Raw genomic sequence first — 20278 nt, 5'->3', positions numbered from 1 at the left:
AGATGAGCGCACGCAATGACTAGTTATTTTTAAACATCAAGTAGGAGAAATGAATGCATAACGTCACGTTGATTAAAGGTGATGGTATTGGCCCTTCGATCATGGACGCCGCCGTGGCGGTGATCAACGCTTCGGGTGCGAAAATTCATTGGCATGAGGCGGACGCCGGCATGTCGGCTTATGAAAGAACCGGCACGCCGCTGCCGGATGCGACGATGGAATCTATCGCCCAGACTCGGGTGGCGTTTAAAGGACCGTTGACCACGATGGTGGGCGAGGGTTTTAGAAGCATCAACGTAGAACTGCGCAAACAATACGATCTTTATGCCAACGTGCGGCCGGCGAAAAGCTGGAAAGGCGTAAAAACCCGTTACGACGACGTCGATATTGTCATTGTGCGCGAAAATACCGAAGGCCTCTATGTCGGTTTGGAACATTATCTGACGCCGGCTAAAGACATTGCCGAAAGCTTGGCCGTGGTCACCAAGGCCGGTTCCGAGCGCATAGTGGAATATGCTTTTAAGTATGCTATCGATAACAATCGTCAGAAAGTGACGGTCTGCCACAAAGCCAATATTTTGAAATACACCCAGGGCTTGTTCCTCAAAGCGGCACGGGAAGTGGCGGCCAAATATCCGGGCATCGAATTCGACGAAAAAATCGTCGACGCGGCCTGTATGCACATGGTCATGAAACCGGAACAATTTGATGTGGTCGTCACAACCAATATGTTTGGCGACATTTTGTCGGATTTGACTGCCGGTTTGGTAGGCGGCTTGGGCTTGATCCCTGGTGCGAACATAGGTGCCGACGCCGCGCTGTTCGAAGCGGTACATGGCAGTGCGCCGGACATCGTCGGCAAAAATATCGCCAACCCTACGGCGGTGATGATGGGGGGCGTGATGATGCTGAACCATTTGGGCGAACACGAAGCGGCTACCCGGATGCTGAACGCGATTGAAAAAGTCGTGAACGGCGGTGTCTATGTCACCCCGGATTTGAACCCGGACACCAAATACGGCACCCAGGAAATGGGTCAAGCCATCGTCGATGCGATGGAGTGATTAACCTGCGGCGGAGGCGGTTATGAGTGCGCAACCTAAATTCGATAAGCCCTGGATGTCTGTTGAGGATTATCTGGCAGCGGAATTGCTCAGCGACATAAAGCACGAGTATGACGCCGGCGAGCTGGTGGCCATGTCGGGTGCCAGCAAGAATCATGAGCGCATCAAGATGAGTTTGGCTCGACTGTTGGGTAATCATTTACAAGGCAAGCCTTGTGAACCCTTCAGTTCCGATGTCAAAGTCAAGATCGGCCAGTATCTGTTCTACCCCGATGCGATGGTGGTTTGCGAGGATACCTCGACCCACGACTATTATGCCGAAGCGCCAGTCTTGATCGTCGAAGTACTGTCCAAATCCACCCGCCGCCGCGACGAAACCATCAAGCGCCGCTTATACCAAACCATTCCCAGCTTGCTGGAATATGTGCTGATCGAGCAGGACATCGTCGATGTCGAGGTCTGCCGGCGTAGCGAAGGCTGGGTCTCCAATCATTACTTTCTCGGCGATCAAGCCCGCTTCGAGTCAGTGGATTTAACGCTGGACGTTGCCGAGATTTATCAGCGGGTTGATAACGACGACATGCGCACTTTTATCGCCGAACAGGCCGCCGCAGACCAAGCGTCCCAAGTCCAATAATTTTTACCGGAAATCATCATGCTAGAACAATACCGAAAACATGTCGCCGAACGCGCTGCCGAAGGCATCGTTCCCAAACCACTGGACGCCGAACAAGTTGCCGCGCTGGTTGAATTATTGAAACAGCCGCCTGCCGGCGAAGAAGCGTTTCTGCTGGATTTGCTGGAAAACCGCATTCCAGCCGGCGTCGACGAAGCCGCTTATGTCAAAGCTGGTTTCTTGACCGCCGTTGCCAAAGGCGAGGCGACTTCACCGCTGCTGACGCCGGAAAAAGCCACCGAATTGCTCGGCACGATGCTGGGTGGTTACAACGTCGCGCCGTTGATCGAATTGCTGGAAAGCGCCTCATTGGCGCCGATTGCCGCGAAAGCGCTGTCGCAAATTCTGCTGATATTCGACGCCTTTCACGATGTGCAGGAAAAAGCCCAAGCAGGCAACGCTTACGCCAAACAGGTACTGCAATCCTGGGCTGATGCCGAATGGTTTACCGCCAAGCCGGAAGTGCCGGAAAAACTCACCGTGACAGTGTTCAAAGTCACCGGTGAAACCAATACCGACGATCTGTCACCGGCGCCGGACGCCTGGTCCAGGCCGGACATCCCGTTGCACGCCAAGGCCATGCTGAAGATGCCGCGCGACGGCATCACCAATGCTGAGCAACAAATTACCGAACTGAAAGCCAAGGGCTTCCCGGTGGCCTATGTCGGCGACGTGGTCGGCACCGGCTCCTCGCGCAAATCCGCGACCAACTCGGTGTTGTGGTTCATGGGCGACGACATTCCGTATATCCCCAACAAGCGCGGCGGCGGTGTTTGTATCGGCGGTAAGATCGCGCCGATTTTCTTCAATACCATGGAAGATTCCGGCGCACTGCCGATCGAATGCGACGTCACTGGCATGGCGATGGGCGACGTGATCGATATTTATCCTTATCAAGGTATCGTCAAACGGCATGATACGGACGAAGTCGTCTGCGAGTTTGCTTTGAAAACCGAAGTGATCTTCGACGAAGTTCGCGCCGGTGGCCGGATTCCGTTGATCATTGGTCGCGGTTTGACCGACCGTGCCCGCCAATTCTTGGGCTTGCCTGCTTCTACGGTATTTCGCCGCTTGGGCGAAGCCGCGGATACCGGCAAAGGTTTTACCCTGGCGCAAAAAATCGTCGGCAAGGCTTGCGGCGTGGCCGGCGTGCGGCCTGGCAGCTATTGCGAACCGAAAATGACCACCGTAGGTTCGCAAGACACCACCGGGCCGATGACCCGAGACGAACTCAAAGACCTGGCCTGCCTGGGTTTTTCCGCCGATCTCGTGATGCAGTCTTTCTGCCACACCGCCGCTTATCCCAAGCCGGTGGACGTGCAAATGCAGCACACCTTGCCGGACTTCATCATGACTCGCGGCGGCGTCTCGTTGCGTCCCGGCGACGGCGTGATCCACTCCTGGTTGAACCGGATGCTATTGCCGGATACCGTCGGCACCGGCGGCGACTCGCATACCCGTTTCCCGATTGGTATTTCCTTTCCGGCCGGTTCCGGGCTGGTGGCCTTTGCCGCCGCCACCGGCGTGATGCCGCTGGACATGCCTGAGTCGGTTTTAGTGCGTTTCAAAGGCCAAATGCAACCCGGCATCACCTTGCGCGATTTGGTGAATGCTATTCCTTATGCGGCATTGAAAAGCGGCTCATTGACCGTCGCCAAGCAAGGCAAGAAGAACGTGTTTTCCGGCCGTATTTTGGAAATCGAAGGCTTACCGGATTTAAAAGTCGAGCAAGCGTTCGAGTTGTCAGATGCCTCGGCAGAGCGATCCGCCGGCGGCTGCACAATCAAACTCAACGAAGCGCCGATTCGCGAGTATTTGAACTCCAATATCACTTTATTGAAATGGATGATCGCCGAAGGTTACGGCGATGCCAGAACTATTCAGCGCCGCATCAAAGCGATGCAGGATTGGTTGGCGAACCCGGTATTGATGGAAGCGGATAAAGACGCGGAATATGCGGAAATCATTGAAATTGACCTAAATGAAATCACCGAGCCATTGTTAGCTTGCCCGAACGACCCGGATGACATCAAGCCTTTGTCGGAAGTGGCGGGCACAAAGATCGACGAGGTTTTCATCGGTTCCTGCATGACCAACATCGGCCACTTCCGCGCCGCCGGCAAGTTGCTGGAAAAAGCCGGTGCCTTGCCCACACGTTTGTGGGTAGCACCACCGACCAAAATGGATCAAAACCAGTTGGTGGAAGAAGGCTATTACGGCACCTTCGGCAAGGTCGGAGCGCGCACCGAAATGCCGGGCTGCTCCTTGTGCATGGGCAACCAGGCGCGAGTGGCGGAAGGTTCGACCGTGGTATCGACATCGACCCGCAACTTCCCCAACCGTTTGGGCAATGGCGCCAACGTCTATCTGTCCTCAGCGGAATTGGCGGCGGTGTGCTCGCTATTGGGCAAGATTCCGACGGTTGCCGAGTATATGCAATATGCCGCCAGCATCGAACAAACCAGCGCGGATACCTATCGTTATCTTAACTTCGATCAAATTGACAGTTATCAGGATAAGGCCAAGGAAGTCGCTTAGCCCGGCGAGTTTTAGGCATCGCGCCGTAGCAGGCGCGGTAACCCGGTTTTAGTTGGGCTACCGCGCCGCATCAGGTGGGAAGATATGGCGCGGAAGTGGTAAGCAATGAAAAAAATTACAGGCTATCAATAATCTCCAGGCAGCGCTGAAAAGCACTACGGACGATGAAAAAGGTCATTGCAAGCGGGTAGGATAGATAGTGCTCAGGTAGTGCCAGACAAATCAGCACCAAAACCGCAACGGCGCAGGAATCGAAGCGGGCCAAATATTTTTGCATATAGCGCAAGGATTCTTGGGATTCCCAATCAAACTGCGGACTTTTGTTGATTAAACCCAGTAGCATCCAACTGCTAAGCAAAGCAAAATAAACTGGAAACACGCTGAATTGCGGTGAGCCGTCGCTGAATTGCGGGCTCCAGTAACCGTACCAAGTCCATAAGCCTGCGGAGGCAAAACCATCGTGCCATATTTTGCTGGGTACTAATTTCAAACAACCACTCAATAGAAAAAGCACCGCAAGGCACGCTCCCGCACCCCATACGGCCTCTATATTGAGTAAGGGTAAAAATGCATTTTGGGTTAAGGTTAGGGGAGTTAAGATTAGACAGCAGACGATGAAAATAGGCATGGTAGTAACAATGGCTTTTTTAAGTTTTACACAGTCTGCCATAAGCTCGACGGATTTGAGCAATCGATATAAGCGGCTTACCTGGCTCGAAATTTCCTGAGCTTCTGATGCGGGCTCAAACTGGAGTCACGATATTTGCAAGCGCCTGTCCTTACGTTGCGACCTTTTTGATTGTGACTTGCTTTTGCACCGAGCGTCAATCACACAATAATTGGGTTATTTCAGTTATTGCATATTCTCGCTTGCTATCCCTAGCTAAAGATTCACTCAATTTTTAATTGATTAAATACATCTGCAAAGCGGAACGGAGTTGGGTGATCCTTTGTTCGGCCTGGTCGCCTACATACGGCAGGCTGGCGAACTTTCCCCATACCGGCGCCGGCCAGGCTTTATCGGTTTGATAGCGCACCACATGGTGCAGATGCAATTGCGGGACGAGATTGCCAATTGCGGCAATATTGAGTTTGTCGGGGCGATAAATACTCACCAGTGCCTCGGCAAGCAGGCAGGACTCGCTTTGCAGAGCCTGTCTATCCGCCTGTCCAAGCTGATAAATTTCTCTGATATTATGGCGCCTGGGCACCAGGATGAACCAAGGGTATTGGCTGTCGTTCATCATTAATAATTCCGTTAGCGCAAAGCTCCCTACGTTAAAACAATCTTGCGCTAGTTGTTGATGAAGTACGAAATCGGGCATGGTGCTCTCAAATGAATAATAAAATAATCAGCCGACTGATGCTGTAAAGGCCGATACGCCAATATAATCAAGGACGACGCAACAGCTGCTCGCACAATGCCGGTAACGGCGGCGGTGGTAGCGGCACGCTTTTCGATGGTGCTTTGGCTTCCGCGGAAAACCACCACGCCAAGCTGGTGTCGCAACCGTCGCCGGCAGGTAACGGCTCTTGCGAGTCGCAATGCGGACTATGCGCGGGGCATTTCAAGCGCACATGAAAATGATCGTCGTGTTTCCACCATGGGCGAATCTTCCGCAACCATTCACCGGCTCCGGCACTTTTGGTGGTGCACAATTCTTGTTTGATGCTGGGGTTTACAAAAATCCTGTCGACCTCCGGTTGGCGTGCGGCGGCTTCCAGTAGCTTTGCCAGATCCGGCGACCAATGCCGGTAATCCATGGTATCGTTTTGCATGTTCACAACCGAGGGTGCGCTCCAGGTTTCGCGTTCGTTGGCCGTCAATTGCCGGTTACTGGCTGGTTCGGATAACAAAAACCATATATCCACATCCAAGCCTGACTGATGGCTGCGATGTCCGCTCAAGGTCGGGCCGCCGCGCGGTTGGCCCAAATCGCCGATCAACAACGAGCCCAATTTATGCTCGGCGCTGAACTGGCCCAGATGCTGGATAAAGCCGATTAAGTTAGGATGCCCATAATAGCGGTGGCGCGATAAGCGCATCACTTGATAGCCTTGACCATCCTGGGGCAGGGTGGCCGCGCCGCTGATGCAGCCGCTGGTATAGGTGCCTATGCTTTCGCTGGGTTCCTGGGTCGGTGTGGTGATTTTGGCCCAGTCTTGAGCGGTCGAGCCGGCCGTAGCGTCGATGTTAACGCCCAACGCGGCAACGCTTACTAAAATGGATGAAATGCTAGCTAGGCGCATGGTCAATTGGCAAGGGAATGGAATAACGGGCCGCGATTATACCGTTGGCTTGCCGATAGCGGCTATCGCATCGGTCACTCGCCGCCCCAAACTCATGCTGGGGATCTCCAGCCAATGATAAAACAACAAAGAAACCCCTTGTACGCAGCCGATGGTGATAAGCCAGCCGCCAAACCAAAGTGCCAGCCGGTTTTCGGTAAACCCTTCCAAAAATTTTAAAACCAGCGGCGTCAGACAAATCAGAATCGCCATGTGGCTGAGATAGGCGCTGTAAGACACTTTGCCGATTTGCCGTAACATCGGTTGCGATAGCACCTGCTGTGCATCTTTAGAACCTAGCACGAACATCAAAATCAAGCCGGCTCCCAGACCGGAACCCAGCCAGACTGCGGTATCGCCAAATATGTCGGACGGCACAAAAGTGCCGCAGGTATAAAACGCTAAGCCGGTCAATAGCAACAAACGCCGTTGCCAGCGTCGGCCGGACAGGTAATGGGTAAGATCGGTGTAGTGTCTGGCAATGGTCATGCCCAATAGAAAATGCAGCAAGAAAATCGACACACCCAATAGGCTGGTCGCCAGCAAGCCAAAAAATACCAGCCAAGAACTGCCGCGTCCGGCCAGCAATAAGCCTACCGGCAGCAGCAAAGACAATACCAATTCGATACTTAAAGTCCAAGCTTGCGGCAGTAGTACGATCAAGGCAGGCAATTTCAACAAAAAGCTCTCACGCAGCATATCGGCGGGCGTTAACGGAAATTTATGCCACATGCCGGTTATCCATTCGGTCGCCGGCAGACTGGTCTTGAGTATCGCGCTATCGAAGGTGTTCACAAACAGGCCGGCGCTAATCAGCAAAACCAACAAGTACGGCAACCAGATCCGAAACATCCGATTGATCAAGAAACGCGCCAAATGAAACTCGCTGAGATCAGGTGTGTGCCCTGCACGAAAATAGCGCAAAGACAGCACCACGCCACTGAGCACGAAAAACATCGATACCGCCGCCGAGCCGTCCCACCAAATGTGTAGCGGCGAGAAATCCAACCATTGCTGGCAAAGTGGCGTTTCGCAGGGTAGGCCATACGCGATGACGAAATGTTCGCTGATGACGGCCAAGGCCGCTAGGCCGCGAATGGTGTCCAGGTAACTGATATGTGTTTTAGGTGCCACGGGCAGAATCTTATTTTGGAGTAGTCAGTGTCGGCTGGCATAGGTATAGCAGGCTTTGGCGATTCGGCTATCGAGCGCTGTTATATTTGCTGGGTTGCGAAAGCAGACGCTGTTAAGTTGCTGATCATCCGTCTTCAGCCGTCATCCCCGCGTCGGCAGAGATGCGGGAATACCGTCAGAAAAACCAAGCAAAACCGCTGCTCAAGGCTTTAAACTAATTCCATTGCGATTTGCGCACGTTGAAATTGCGGCCCTTGATTTTGCCGGCCCGCAAGCAGGTCAAAGCCTTATCCGCACTGCCGCGTTTCACCGCAACATAGGCGCGTTTATCGAAGATGTCGATTTTCCCCACTTCGCCGCCGGCTATGCCGTTAGAGCCGGTGAGTGCTCCCAAAATATCGCCCGGCCGCATCTTGTCCTTGCGGCCGCCGTCTATCCACAGTGTGACCATCGGCGGCTCGAAGCGGTGTTCGCTGCTCAGTTTAAACGGTGCAATTTCGTCCCATTTCACGGAACCTGCCATATAGTCTTCGATGGCTTTAACCCGGTTTAACTCGGCTTCGCTGACCAAACTCAGCGCCAGGCCTTTCGCACCGGCACGGCCGGTACGGCCGATTCGGTGCACATACACTTCCGGATCCCAAGGTAGTTCGTAATTGATCACCGCTTGCATGTCTTTGATGTCCAGCCCCCGAGCGGCAACATCGGTAGCGACCAGAATCGAACAGCTTTTATTGGCAAAACGCACCAACACTTGATCGCGGTCTTTTTGTTCCAAATCGCCATGCAAGGCCTGCACGGAAAAACCGCAATTGCTCAATGTATCTGCCACGTCCTGGCATTCGCGCTTGGTATTGCAAAACACCACCGTCGATTCCGGGCGATGATAAGCCAGCAAATAACCAAGCGCATTCAGGCGTTTGGCTTTGTCTACCTGATGAAAACGTTGTTCGATAGGGTTGTCCAGATGGCTGGTTTCGACGCTGACCGAGACCGGTTTGAATTGAAATTTCTGGCTCAAGGCGCGAATCGGCTCGGCATAAGTCGCGGAGAACAGCAGCGTTTGCCGATGTGTCGGCGCGTAGGAAATCACGTCGGAGATGATGTCCGCAAAGCCCATGTCCAGCATGCGGTCGGCCTCGTCCAGTACCAATACTTTTAAATGATCCAGGCGCAAGCTGGCTTTTTGCAGATGTTCCTGCAAGCGGCCCGGCGTCCCCACTACTACATGTACGCCGTGCTCCAGCGAACTGCGCTGCGGCGCGAACGGCGTGCCGCCGCACAAGGCCAGCACTTTAATATTTTGCGTGAAGCGGGCTAATTGGCGGATTTCTTTGCAAACCTGATCGGCCAACTCGCGGGTAGGGCAGATCACCATGGCTTGCACTTTAAAGCTGCTCAAATCCAGCCGCGACAACAAGCCAATGCCAAACGCCGCCGTCTTGCCACTGCCGGTCTTGGCTTGGGCGATCACATCCTTGCCCTCCAGAATATGCGGCAGACTTTCGGCCTGGATTGGTGTCAGGTGGGTGTAACCCAGCGATTCGATGTTTTCCAGCAGGGCGGGTTTTAAGGGCAGGGACGAAAATTCGGGTGTATTCACAAAGGCTCTAATCGATATGATGCGGCGCGCTTGCCGACATGCGGGAGGCCATGATACCAGAGTTGCACATTGGGTCCTTGCCGAATCAACGGGCTGCCAGCTTGCCATTCGCAGTCGATTTTTCACTTATCGGCCGATAAACAAAATTGTCCGCCGTTCAAACATTAAAAATATCGATCATTCGCTTGAAGCCGGAGGCAGACAATCGCGGTGAAAGCTTGGTTCCAAACGAATCATCGTTCCCACGCTTTGCGTGGGAACGCAGACCCCAACGCTCCAGCGTCCATCTGAAACAAGGCTAACATGGTTCGAAGCGACTCATCACCAAAGCCAACAAGCGGGTGTAGGGTACGCAATGCGTACCGGTGGCTGTCTGTCAGAAGGTACGCGGTGCGTACCCTACCGGGCTGAAATGTGTACCTATCTGTCTTACGACAATGTCATTGAGATCAGTGATTTAAAACATCTGTCGCATTTGTCGGACAAGGTGATTGAGGAATATGAGGAAAGTGCGGAGTAAGAAAGCTTAAGTAAATCGCACCGTCTGAGCAAAGCGGTGTCACTTAGGTCAACCGGTTTCCATAATGAATAGCACCTGCCCGTAATGTTTGAGCGTGCTGATCGACTCGGCCAAATTGCAGTGTAACCACAAATTTAAGCCCCAGTAGTATGTAAATACTTAATGGTTGAAAAATGTTTTCAGAGTCGACTATAGCTGATTTACAAAAGGGGAATGGGTGAAAGATGGTAGGCCTGCTGAGTGTGTGGGTGACTGGGTCACCACTCAAGTGATCAGGCAAACTTTTCCCCATTGATGGCAGAAAAGGCAGATTGAACACTGAAAAGTTTCTTTTCAAGGAAACCAGTTGCGGCCGCAGGTAGTCCTTTGACCGAGGAGAGGCCGTCCCATCTTTCAGTTTCGATTCTACCATCAATAAGCCTGATTTAATTCTTTCTTCTCTAAAGAGTTAAGAAGATCCACATCTGTCCAGTTCACATGCCAATAAGAGTTACTTTCAGCAGCTAAAAAATCCTCGATTTCTGAATTGCTTGGTGCTGTTTTTTGAAGAGCAAGATAAAAACTTCGAAGCAAATTAGATTTATAGGAGTCTTGGACAAATGGGCAACTTAGCAAATCAAGAAACAAATAAGCTTTCTCGCTATTCATAAAAATATCAGATAAATTACCTAGTTTCGATTCAGCATATTTAAGTAGTTTTTTTCGGACTACTTTATACTGATCTTCAGCTTGCACATAGTAAAGACAGGATACTATGGTAAAATATGAAAGTTTTCTCTTACCAAGAAAAAGATTATCAAGAACCTCTGGGGGCAAAAGATATTTATTCCCAAGCTCACGAATCGCAAGCACGATATTCAGGTTCTCAAGATTAACAAAGCTATCAATTACACTGTCGTTCGACTTTTCACACTGATCATGCAGAATTTTTAATGCAAGACTATATAGTTGATGTGAAATGAACTCCGTATGCTCTGGAAGATTTTTCTTGCTGAATCTAAATACTAAAATCAAAGATGTGACAAATTTATATGATGCTCCCACAGAAGGGGCAACACTATACAAGAAAAACAAAATATCTATCAACACTTCGATAGCGGCTAGATATCTGTATTTTTCTTGATCATCAGTACTTTCAATTCTATTATTAACTAACTTCTTTACCCTCTCATTAAGAACGGAAATCAAGAATGAAGCAACTTCATCGTAATTTGCAGCACTTGAAGAGCAAAGTGCTTTAATTGAATCTATATAGCTCTTTGTTAGTTTCCATTTAGAAAATATTTGGCTAGGTACTAAAGCACCGGTTTCTGAAACGGCAAGAAATTTTTCAAGGAATTCGTTTGTTCTCTGTCCTGCCTCAAATATTAGTCTAGACTTCGTCGTCAGAAATGGCCGATAAAAAATTGCAGATTTAGACGTATTGGCATGGAGATTAAATTCAATAAGAACATCCGAATAAACTTCGTACACTTTTCTTGCTATACCCTCACTATCCGAAAATATAAAAACATCATCCACATAACGACGGAACGTATAGTCGACACCAAATCTAAGCACATCAAGTTTTGCAATTGTTTGGTTATCTATTTCCTGAAATATAATCTCTGCAAATATCCTGCTTGCCTCTGGCCCAATTGGTATACCGTTTGTTTCATTATGATTGCCATGACGCATTACTCTATCGAATTCCTGAGAAAATGTTGACGAAACCGATACATTACTTTTAGTGAATTCCTTGTCTTTAACTGCCCAAGAAAGACTATGCGTATAAATACTGTCAAAGCACTTTGACACGTCAAGGGTCATTAACACCGAAAATTGTTTCTCAAGAGAGAAATAGTCTCTAGAGTTGAAAAACTTATAAAGCCGGTCATAGCCGTGATAAGCAAAGTATGATGGCGTATGCTTAACGTACTTATCGTGAGTAGCCAGCATTACCGCATCTTTTTTATACTGATTTATGTTTTCCCACGAACTTTTATTGTAAAAACTACCTGCAATTTTCCTAGGTGAACGAATCGACGCTCGGCTATGGCCGCAATAATGCAAAATTAATTGCTCGTATTTCTCGTAAAAAATCTTGATTTGCCATTGTGATAGCGGGTGTACCAAGGCAAGTCGTCTATACTCATGCGAATTTTTCCTCACCTTATAAAAATATGGCTTTGTATTGCTAATTGATTTTGAATGACCTTTTCCAATCACCAAAGCCTCTATTAATGTTTTTTTAATACAGTTTGCAGATTCAAAATTTGAAATATTATTATATAGACCATCATTAGAAAATATAATTGGAGTTTCGAATGGCAAAGTTTCAGTGATTAGCACTCGGTTATAATCATTGCGCTTAATTTTATTTATTTTTTTCACTTTGCCACCTAGTTCTTCCAGCACTTTTGAATTTCTTTTAATCTAGACCCCGAGAAATAAACAAATTGTCTTTCGGCATGTCCTCTAACAAAACTATGAGCAAGAAGCTCTCGTTTTTGCTTAGCCGAGAGCCTTAAAGATGACTTGGAAAATATACGTCCACTTTTTGATATGACTGCGTTTTTCAGAAAGTAATCAAGGTTTCTTAGCGCATTTGCATCATTTGAGATCAGCGGATAACTATGAAATATTCCAGCAATTTTCTTTCCTCCGGCTTTGGCGTTATAGACGCTGAAGTTTTTGGTCAAAAATTTGATACGATCTTTTAGAAGAACGAAGTCTCCGGTTTTACTAAAGTCAATGAAGGATCTTGCAATCCTAGTCTTAAATCTTGTTACCTTCTTGGCAGCCACATCAACAGTAACCGAGCGGTAATGATCTCCAGGTCTGGTTTTTGAATCTTTCTGAGGTTCCCTTATCAAAAAGGCATACCCCAAGTAATCAAAACAGAAGAGTGGAATGTCATCTAAATCCGAGCTTTTTTTGGGGCTTACTTGTTTATCAGCACTCTCGATATTTCTTTTATATTGGTTAAGAGAAAGGCCAGGTGGAAGTAGCTTTTTGACATCTCTGACAAATTTCGTAGCAGTCTCTCGTGCAGAAGTAATAAGAATAATGTCATCCACATATCTGGAGTAGAAAAAAACATCTTCATTCGACTGCATCCCCATATCAAAGCTATGCATTAGAAGGTCAGAAAGCGGGGCACTAAGCGATAGTCCTCTCGGAACACCTTTTCCACCAAGCGAAGCGTGGCAGGACAAAAGATTTTGCATAAGCGTTTTGCTATGCGGGCTTAGGCGATGAAGATTGTTGATTATAAATAGTACATACGAAGGCTCGAAGGACTCATAAAAACTCTTGATATCAAGACGATATACCCGAAAAGGTATACCCTCTTCCAACAATAGGCGTAAATTCCCCACAATTTGTGAACGCCCTACGGTAATCGACCTAAATGATCTTTTTATGTTTGCACATAATTTTCTAGCGATTAATTCGTCACTCAACTGACAGAATTTAAATACTGCTTTTCCTCCAAGTTGAAACTTAATTAGCGGATTAGAAATTTTACCGAAACTTATATTTGCTGAATCAACAGCCAAACTTAGTATTTTTTCACGAAATATTTCTTGGTCATGCGGTGTTCCAAGACCAATAAAATCTCGCTTTTGGAACATACGTTCGAGGGATTTCTTGCTGAAAGTTTGGTCATGCATCCCTAATCTTCCTTGGTAGTTATTGGTCTATGGAAAAAGTACAAAACCAAATAGATGCAATGTTTTTGCTTTTTCCATATCTTTATCATCGACAAAAAAGTAAGTGTTTGAATCCGTATCATAAACTTGCCACTTTTTTGATTTGCAAGTAGTGCAAGTTGGGTAGTGGATAGACATTTCTCGTCACTCATCTCTGTAGTTCTCTGGTTAGATCGGACCAAGTTTAGACCATGCCCGGAGCCGCTCTTAAGCGACGTTGACGGTTGATTTAACCTTGCCGGCCTGTAGATCGATAAATTGCTCTGTATGCGAACAGGAAAACGCTGCGTTTTTTCGGTAATGCGAGCAGCCCCAAAATTGGCCATGCGGGCCTTTGCGCAGCACCATGGCGCCTTGGCAACGCGGGCAAATGGGTTCTACGAAGTCGCAACGGCGAATTTCACAAACGCGAAAGCGGCCTTGGGCTTTCAAGCCGCCGCCACACCATTGGCAAGCCCGTTGTGTGTGGTTGCAGAGTGGATATTGGTTGCAGCCGAAAAAGCTGCCGTATTGACTATCTCGCGGTACCATCCAGCCGGTTTTGCACGCTGGACAGGGGATATCGGCCATCTGCTCTTGAAAGCCGGGGCCGGTAAATTCGTCGACCGTAACGGTGTATTCACCATCAATTAATTCTCTGACAAACGGCGACGGGTTAAGACCGTTGGTGACCAAATACACGTGATGCCGCGCCCGCGTCAATGCCACGTAGAACAGGCGACGCTCTTCGGCGTGTGCGAAGGCCTCGGCCTGAGGCAGCAACAGCTCCAGCAAGGGATGGGTGGCTTTTTCAGATGGAAAGCCGTGTTCGCCCTTTTCTAAGCCAAACACGATCACGTAATCGGCTTCTTTGCCCTTGGAGGCATGTACCGTCATGAATTGCAGTGACAGCTGCGGATAACGACGCTTCAAGGCGGCGACATCGGGGCGTTTGAAGTTGAACCGCGCTAACAGCAAAACACTCGCGGATGGCTTGGCCTTACCAGCGATGGCGTCAAGCGCCGTATGAATACCGGTTAAATCCTGATCGGTTTTGATTAGCGACACAGCCGCCTGCTCGACAAGTCGCAGGCTACGGATCTGTTTGTTGATCTGGCTGGGGTTTTGGATGACGAAGCGCGACGCCACTTCACCGATTTTGTTATTGAAGCGAAAGGTTTGATCCAGCACACTGGTTGCCGTGTCGCCAAAGTGGCTTTGAAAGTCTTTGGTCAGTGCAACGTCGCTGCCGGTAAAACGGTAGATGGATTGCCAATCATCACCCACGCTGAACAGGCTGGCTTCCGGTTGCTGGGACATCAAGGCTTTCAGTAAGCGCGCCCGGCTGGCCGAAATATCCTGAAACTCGTCCACCAATAAGTATTGGTACCGAGACTTAAAGCGTCCGGATTCGACGTATTCAATGGCTCTGCCAATCATATCGTCAAAGTCGATGGTGGCGTTGTCGCGCAACTGTTGCTGGTAGGCTTGGTAGATCGGTTCAAATAAATGCGCGGCGGCGCGCATGCGTTCCTGGTCTTCATGCTTGTCGGCTTTTTCGACCAGCTGTTTGATACTGAGGTAAGCGGCTTTGAACAAGCTGAGGATTTGCGCCATCAGTTTGCTGAATTCCGATACCTGGCCTAGCTGATTGAGTTGGTTCAATAATTCATTTTGCGGCAAAGGTTGGAACTGAACACCAGCAGCCCGTAATTTTTCGCTGAGTACCTCGGTCAGTCGTCCTTGTTGTTTCAGGTAGCTATAGGTTTCGATCAACGGGGTTTGATATTTTTCATGCAATGCCCGTTTCCAGGTCATACCGGCCAAGTAGTTTTCTTGATCGATAAAGGGCGGTGTTTGATTGTGTTCGTTAACGGCAAAGTGTTCGATATAAATGCCGTAGGCCGGCAGGAAGAAATCCGGTTGGTAGACGCGATAGTCCGGGCCAGAGGTATTGACCTGATAATTGGCTTCGTATTGGTAGGCAATGCCCTGTCGATACAAGAAATTGGCAATCTCGCACTCCTCGTAGCTTTTGACGAGCTCGCCCTGTAGCGTACGAATATCGTTTTCGAGGATGTAGGCGTTGTAGTCACCCAAACTCTTGAAATTGAATTGGCTTTTGTAAGGATAGGCAAAGCGCAAAAAATAGGTCAGCAGCCGCGAGCGATAACGTTCATCCTCCAGCAAACTTTGAATTTGACTATCGACAAACGCGGCGCGCAAGGTGTCGTCTTCGGCCATTTTGTCGATGGCCGGCATGGTACCTTCAACCTGGCTAATGATGTCTAAACCCAGGGCATGAAAGGTTTTCACCGTCAGGTTTTGAATCCCCAGTTTGGACTGGATGCGCTCTTCCATTTCTTGTGCCGCTTTGCGGGCATACGCCAGCATCAATATCTGTTCGGGTTTTGCCAGGCCTGCGTAAATCAGATAACCCGCGCGGCCGATCATGGTGCTGGTCTTACCGGTACCCGCGCCGGCCAGCACCAAGTTATGCTGCTCGTCGATGATGCAAGCGTTACGTTGCGCTTCGGTCAGCGGATTGGTTTCGACCTGATCAAAGAAGTCTTTGAATTGCTGAGCCTGTCGAGCGATAAAGGTTTGATTGAGTTTGGCAACCTGCTGGTGTGCGTCGTCCAATAGAGGCCGAATAGCGAGATAATCCTGATGAAGCTCGGCTGGCAAACGCTGCAGACAATCCGTTCTTTTAAGTCCCGCCGCCAACCACAAATGATTGCCTATCCACTGTTCAGCTATGGATCGGCGAATGTATTTTTTATTGGAAAGCAACAATCTGGCTTCTTGGGATGCTTGTATCAGTGCGGGTACTAACTGCTGGTAAAACCTATGAATGCGTTGATTAACATAGCGTTTCATCGAGACCTGCAAAAACGCCGACTGTTCTTTATTGACGCCGCCAAAGCGTAGCGTTTGGCCATCATTTAACGTAAACAACAAAGTGTCCCAAAACCAACCGGAGTCGATGCCAATTCCAGGCTGAAGGTTCAAGATTTGGAGCTTGAGTTGCTTATGGTGCTCATCGATTAACACCAATTTTTCTTGCTCGAGAACAAAGGCGTGAAAGCGGCGATCCTTAGCAAACCACTTGGCCCAACGACTGAGTTGATAACGTGGTGACTGCGTGGTGGTTGGTGTCTGCATGTTTCCTTACTAAATCAAAATCCTAATGTCGAATCAGGACTACCAAGTAAATCGAGTGGCCAAAACATGGAAATTAACATTTTTAGGCCGAAGCAAGCAAAGTAAAAGCCGTCGCGAATGGATTTTGCCGGACTTTGTTGATAGCGGTTTTAGTCATCTGTGCCATCTGAAATTGTTTTGACTATGCACATCGGTTTGGGTGGCTGCCCCGGTTTGTCAGTCCATTCCCAGATCACGCATAACGCCAGCCAATAGGCATGGGCGGTTTTTGGCGCCAGGTCGCGGTGGGCTTTCCAGAAGGCGATGACATAACGCTTGCCGATTTCGTGCAGGTTATGCGGTCGTTCGGTCTGCTTGATGAATTCGACGAACTTGATCATCCGGCCAACCTGCAAGCGACGATGGGCGTTGGCGTCTTGGCGGGCTTACTGGTGGGCCAGGGCCTGGATGTGTTGACACGCACCACCTCCAGACGCTCGTGAGACAGGATGCTGCAGGCGTGTTGATCTAATACTTCAGAGGCGTCCAGGCTAATGTTGAGTTGTGTTGGGAAACAAGCGATCTTACGAAGTCAGTTTCAATTGCCGAGTGCGGGAGCAGGTATCGGATCTATTTTTGGTGGAAGCCTTGGCGGTAACCTCCACTCGATGTTATGTGCTTCGAGTAAAGCAATCAGCCTTGCGTTATTAGTTTGAAGATCGGATAAAAGCGCATTACTAGTCATCAATGTCATATTCGGATAACAATACTGCCATATCTTCGCCAACACCCCAGCCGACGTTCCGGCCTTGCAGCGCAACTTGCTCGAGTCTGTCTATAAACGGCGAGCGTTTGGCTTCCGGCAATGCCATGACATATTTCAACGCTTGTTCGAACATTCGCACCAAGGCATCAAAATACCCTTCATCGTCCATGCCGCAGTAGCCCAGGAAAACAAATACTTCTTCGCAATAGAAAATTGACAGTTCGGCCAGTCCTTCAGGTTGACCGACCGCTTTTTTGTAATCGGTAATCGCTTTCTTCGCTTTGGCCACTGAAATAGGTTGATTACGCATGACATCCGGGCAAATCCAGCGGGAAATCGTGTCCTTATAGGGTTTGAGAATATCCTCACCCAACCCGAATCGGGCATGCAGAAACGTTTGATTATCTTTATTGGCTGAGTATAGGTCTTGTATCAGCCCGATCAGACCAATTCGATCAACGTCAGCCAATTTGGATTTAACGTCGCTCCAGCTTGCTTTGGATTTTTTCTGTTTGCTAGTCATTTGCTGTCGGTTATTGTTTGGTTTGTACTTGCAGTTAGCCTAAGTTATATCATCAGCATTCAGCGCTAACCATCACAGTCAGACCGAGCTGAATAGAGCTGACACTGAAAGGGGTTATTTTTCCCGAACGGGAACTTCAATGCTTGTCTATCGTAAATTCTAAATTAAATTTCCCGTTCGGGAAATTAAACTTGTATGTTGGTTGTTTTCGCCTAATAATTTCCCGAACGGGAAAAACCTCATGATCAACATCCAATCTACACAACAACTTGGCCAAGCGCTACGCTCTGCCCGCAAACAACTCGAATTAACTCAATCCGAACTAGCGTTGGCGGCAGGTGTTGGCGTTCGCTTTATCGTCGACCTCGAAGCCGGCAAGCCGACCGTGCGTCTGGAAACGGTGATGCGCGTGATTGAAGCGCTGGGTGGGCAGGTCATGCTCGATGGCCTGCCGGATATAACCCAAACACCATGAGCTATTTGCTTGCTGTCTATTTATTCGAACGCCGGGTGGGGGATTTGGCCCTGGTTGACGGCAGACTGCAATTTTGCTACTGCGCCGACTGGCTGCAACATGCCGACGCCGTCCCTTTGTCCTGCTCGTTACCGTTGCAAGTTGAGCCGTTCAGCGACCAACAGACACGGCCGTTCTTTGCCGGCCTGTTACCGGAAGGCAAATTACGCCAACTGATTGCTCGCCAGTTTCAGGTCTCGAAGCAGAACGACTTTGCCTTGCTCGATCATATCGGCGGCGAATGCGCTGGTGCCGTTTCGCTGTTGTCGCCAGACCGATTACCCGCTGTATCTGAACCAGCGAATGAAATCGACTGGCTATCCGACTCTGACGTAGTGGCCTTGCTGGATGAATTGCCGCAGCGGCCGATGCTGGCCGGTCAGGATGGTTTGCGCCTGTCGTTGGCGGGCGCTCAGGATAAGTTGCCGGTGGTGTTCGATGGTCAACGAATCGGTCTGCCACGCAATGGCGCACCCAGTAGCCACATTCTCAAACCGGCCATCGCTGCCGTTGCAGACAGTGTAATCAACGAAGGTTTCTGTCTGGCATTAGCGGGTGCGATGCAATTCCAGACCGCACAGTCGAGGATTTGTGCCATTCGCGACCGCTCATTTCTGCTGGTTGAGCGTTATGACAGAACTCAAGCTGCAAATGGCCAATGCGTGCGTCTGCATCAGGAAGATTTCTGCCAGGCACTGGGCGTGGTACCGGAACTGAAATATCAGAACGAGGGTGGGCCGGGTTTGGAACAGTGCTTTGATTTGGTTCGCCGCCTGACCCGACCGAGTGCGCCGCAGGTGTTGCGACTGCTGGATGCGGTCATTTTCAATGCCTTGATTGGCAACCACGACGCCCATGCCAAGAACTTTTCTATCTTGTATGCCGACAAGGGTGCCGTTCTGGCGCCACTTTATGACGTCCTGTCAACCGCCGTTTATCCCAACCTGACGCCCAAGATGGCAATGCAGTTGGGTGGCAAATACAATTTCAGCGAAGTGCAGGCAAGACACTGGGACCGCTTTGCCCAAGCGGCGGGTTTGTCGGTGGCGCAAACCCGAAAACGTATTCTTGGTTTATGCCAACGGCTACCGCATGTCGCGCATACTTTGCAGGCTTCGGTGGATCATGAATTTGCTGGAAACCCAGTGGTTGGACAAATCGTAGAGCTGATCGAGCAACGCGCGGCGTTGACAGTCAGGCGGTTCGCCGGGTTTGATTAAACTGCAAAGCTCTTGGATACGCGACACAGACTATAGCAAGGCCGGTGACTGTCACTTATTGAAATGCTTGGGGTGATCTAATTGATATTTGGAAAAATAGGATAGCTCGCTTTCCTCTGGTGATGCAGAGGGCAGATGAGAATAGAGCTTGTTGACCACATTTTTGAACCACAGTGGTCTGTAGATTAAGACAAATATCAGGATTGAGTCGGTGACCGGGACCGGGAGTATTTCCAAGCAGCCGATGGTGACTAAAACTAGAAACCACTTGAGGCGCCATAGCAGCGGCGGATTTCTGCGTTTAAAGTGAAATATTTTCTTCATGTTCAACCAGTTTTACCGAGGCGTTATTCAAAGGGAACGTGGCAATCATTAGGCATAAAAAAAGGACCAGGTGTAAACCAAAGTCCTTAATTTTTATGGTGCCTCAGACCGGAATCGAACCGGTACGACCTTTCGGTCGCGAGATTTTAAGTCTCGTGCGTCTACCTATTTCGCCACCGAGGCCTTCTTACTGATGAAGTGCGAAGGCCGCGAATTGTATAGCATTGATTAAATTTGTCAATTGAAAAATGGCAAATTAATGTCGGTTTATCCGTTCGCGATGACAAATCCT

The 20278-nt window shown here is 49.4% G+C and carries 16 protein-coding genes and 1 tRNA gene; 7 read left to right on the top strand and 10 right to left on the bottom strand.

Going from position 1 to position 20278, the window contains the following annotated elements; genetic code table 11:
* The first annotated feature begins 53 nt into the window (after positions 1 to 53).
* The 3 genes from ACWAU0_RS17995 to acnB are packed head-to-tail and all read left to right on the top strand — an operon-like array spanning position 54 to position 4278.
* Positions 54 to 1064 (top strand): isocitrate/isopropylmalate dehydrogenase family protein, encoded by a 1011-nt coding sequence (locus ACWAU0_RS17995; RefSeq protein ID WP_458137483.1) that lies wholly within the window; start codon positions 54 to 56, stop codon positions 1062 to 1064.
* A 22-nt stretch (positions 1065 to 1086) separates the two neighbouring features.
* On the top strand, positions 1087 to 1701 hold the full coding sequence (locus ACWAU0_RS17990; protein WP_101052330.1) for a Uma2 family endonuclease: 615 nt from the start codon (positions 1087 to 1089) through the stop codon (positions 1699 to 1701).
* Positions 1702 to 1719: 18 nt separating this feature from the next.
* The gene (gene acnB / locus ACWAU0_RS17985; protein WP_458137482.1) at positions 1720 to 4278 is read left to right on the top strand and encodes a bifunctional aconitate hydratase 2/2-methylisocitrate dehydratase; all 2559 of its coding nucleotides are present in this window, start codon (positions 1720 to 1722) and stop codon (positions 4276 to 4278) included.
* A 115-nt stretch (positions 4279 to 4393) separates the two neighbouring features.
* Here acnB and ACWAU0_RS17980 read toward each other — a convergent pair whose 3' ends face one another.
* The 5 genes from ACWAU0_RS17980 to dbpA all read right to left on the bottom strand — a co-directional run bounded on the left by ACWAU0_RS17980 (position 4394) and on the right by dbpA (position 9304).
* A complete protein-coding gene (locus ACWAU0_RS17980) occupies positions 4394 to 4768 on the bottom strand; it encodes a hypothetical protein (RefSeq protein WP_225587603.1) in 375 nt (124 codons plus the stop codon).
* A 412-nt stretch (positions 4769 to 5180) separates the two neighbouring features.
* Positions 5181 to 5603, bottom strand: a complete 423-nt coding sequence (locus ACWAU0_RS17975) for an HIT domain-containing protein (protein ID WP_458137481.1) — start codon at positions 5601 to 5603, stop codon at positions 5181 to 5183.
* Between the two features lie 67 nt (positions 5604 to 5670).
* A complete protein-coding gene (gene mepA, locus ACWAU0_RS17970; protein ID WP_458137480.1) occupies positions 5671 to 6528 on the bottom strand; it encodes a penicillin-insensitive murein endopeptidase in 858 nt (285 codons plus the stop codon).
* 36 nt (positions 6529 to 6564) lie between these two features.
* Positions 6565 to 7701, bottom strand: a complete 1137-nt coding sequence (locus ACWAU0_RS17965) for an acyltransferase family protein (protein WP_458137479.1) — start codon at positions 7699 to 7701, stop codon at positions 6565 to 6567.
* Between the two features lie 214 nt (positions 7702 to 7915).
* Positions 7916 to 9304 carry an ATP-dependent RNA helicase DbpA gene (dbpA, locus tag ACWAU0_RS17960; protein ID WP_458137478.1) on the bottom strand — a complete coding sequence of 463 codons (1389 nt, stop codon included), beginning with the start codon at positions 9302 to 9304 and terminating at the stop codon, positions 7916 to 7918.
* A gap of 355 nt (positions 9305 to 9659) precedes the next feature.
* On the opposite strand from dbpA, the gene ACWAU0_RS17955 reads away from it, so the two are divergent.
* On the top strand, positions 9660 to 9824 hold the full coding sequence (locus ACWAU0_RS17955) for a hypothetical protein (protein ID WP_458137477.1): 165 nt from the start codon (positions 9660 to 9662) through the stop codon (positions 9822 to 9824).
* A 411-nt stretch (positions 9825 to 10235) separates the two neighbouring features.
* Here ACWAU0_RS17955 and drt3b read toward each other — a convergent pair whose 3' ends face one another.
* From drt3b to ACWAU0_RS17940, 3 genes are all read right to left on the bottom strand, one after another.
* Positions 10236 to 12221, bottom strand: a complete 1986-nt coding sequence (gene drt3b, locus ACWAU0_RS17950) for an antiviral reverse transcriptase Drt3b (protein WP_458137476.1) — start codon at positions 12219 to 12221, stop codon at positions 10236 to 10238.
* Positions 12206 to 13477, bottom strand: coding sequence for an antiviral reverse transcriptase Drt3a (gene drt3a / locus ACWAU0_RS17945; protein ID WP_458137475.1), 1272 nt, complete (start codon positions 13475 to 13477; stop codon positions 12206 to 12208). Before drt3a ends, drt3b begins: the two co-directional genes overlap by 16 nt.
* 246 nt (positions 13478 to 13723) lie before the next feature.
* On the bottom strand, positions 13724 to 16660 hold the full coding sequence (locus tag ACWAU0_RS17940) for a UvrD-helicase domain-containing protein (RefSeq protein ID WP_458137474.1): 2937 nt from the start codon (positions 16658 to 16660) through the stop codon (positions 13724 to 13726).
* A 257-nt stretch (positions 16661 to 16917) separates the two neighbouring features.
* On the opposite strand from ACWAU0_RS17940, the gene ACWAU0_RS17935 reads away from it, so the two are divergent.
* The gene (locus tag ACWAU0_RS17935; protein WP_458137473.1) at positions 16918 to 17142 is read left to right on the top strand and encodes a hypothetical protein; all 225 of its coding nucleotides are present in this window, start codon (positions 16918 to 16920) and stop codon (positions 17140 to 17142) included.
* A 234-nt stretch (positions 17143 to 17376) separates the two neighbouring features.
* On the opposite strand, the gene ACWAU0_RS17930 is transcribed toward ACWAU0_RS17935, so the two are convergent.
* On the bottom strand, positions 17377 to 17928 hold the full coding sequence (locus tag ACWAU0_RS17930) for a hypothetical protein (RefSeq protein WP_458137472.1): 552 nt from the start codon (positions 17926 to 17928) through the stop codon (positions 17377 to 17379).
* Between the two features lie 241 nt (positions 17929 to 18169).
* Here ACWAU0_RS17930 and relB point away from each other — a divergent pair, with 241 nt between their 5' ends.
* Together relB and ACWAU0_RS17920 are read left to right on the top strand one after the other, a co-directional pair.
* Positions 18170 to 18403 (top strand): type II toxin-antitoxin system RelB family anti-toxin, encoded by a 234-nt coding sequence (gene relB / locus ACWAU0_RS17925; protein WP_458137471.1) that lies wholly within the window; start codon positions 18170 to 18172, stop codon positions 18401 to 18403.
* Positions 18400 to 19662, top strand: coding sequence for a type II toxin-antitoxin system HipA family toxin (locus ACWAU0_RS17920; RefSeq protein ID WP_458137470.1), 1263 nt, complete (start codon positions 18400 to 18402; stop codon positions 19660 to 19662). The genes relB and ACWAU0_RS17920 overlap by 4 nt, the downstream gene beginning before the upstream one ends.
* A gap of 420 nt (positions 19663 to 20082) precedes the next feature.
* Here the strand turns inward: ACWAU0_RS17920 and ACWAU0_RS17915 are convergent.
* A tRNA-Leu gene (locus tag ACWAU0_RS17915) sits at positions 20083 to 20169 on the bottom strand.
* Between the last annotated feature and the right edge of the window lie 109 nt (positions 20170 to 20278).

This window comes from Methylomonas sp. Uni0009 (assembly GCF_054188105.3).
The sequence above is the reverse complement of the archived record's forward strand: the minus strand, read 5'-3'. Positions and strand labels throughout refer to the sequence as shown.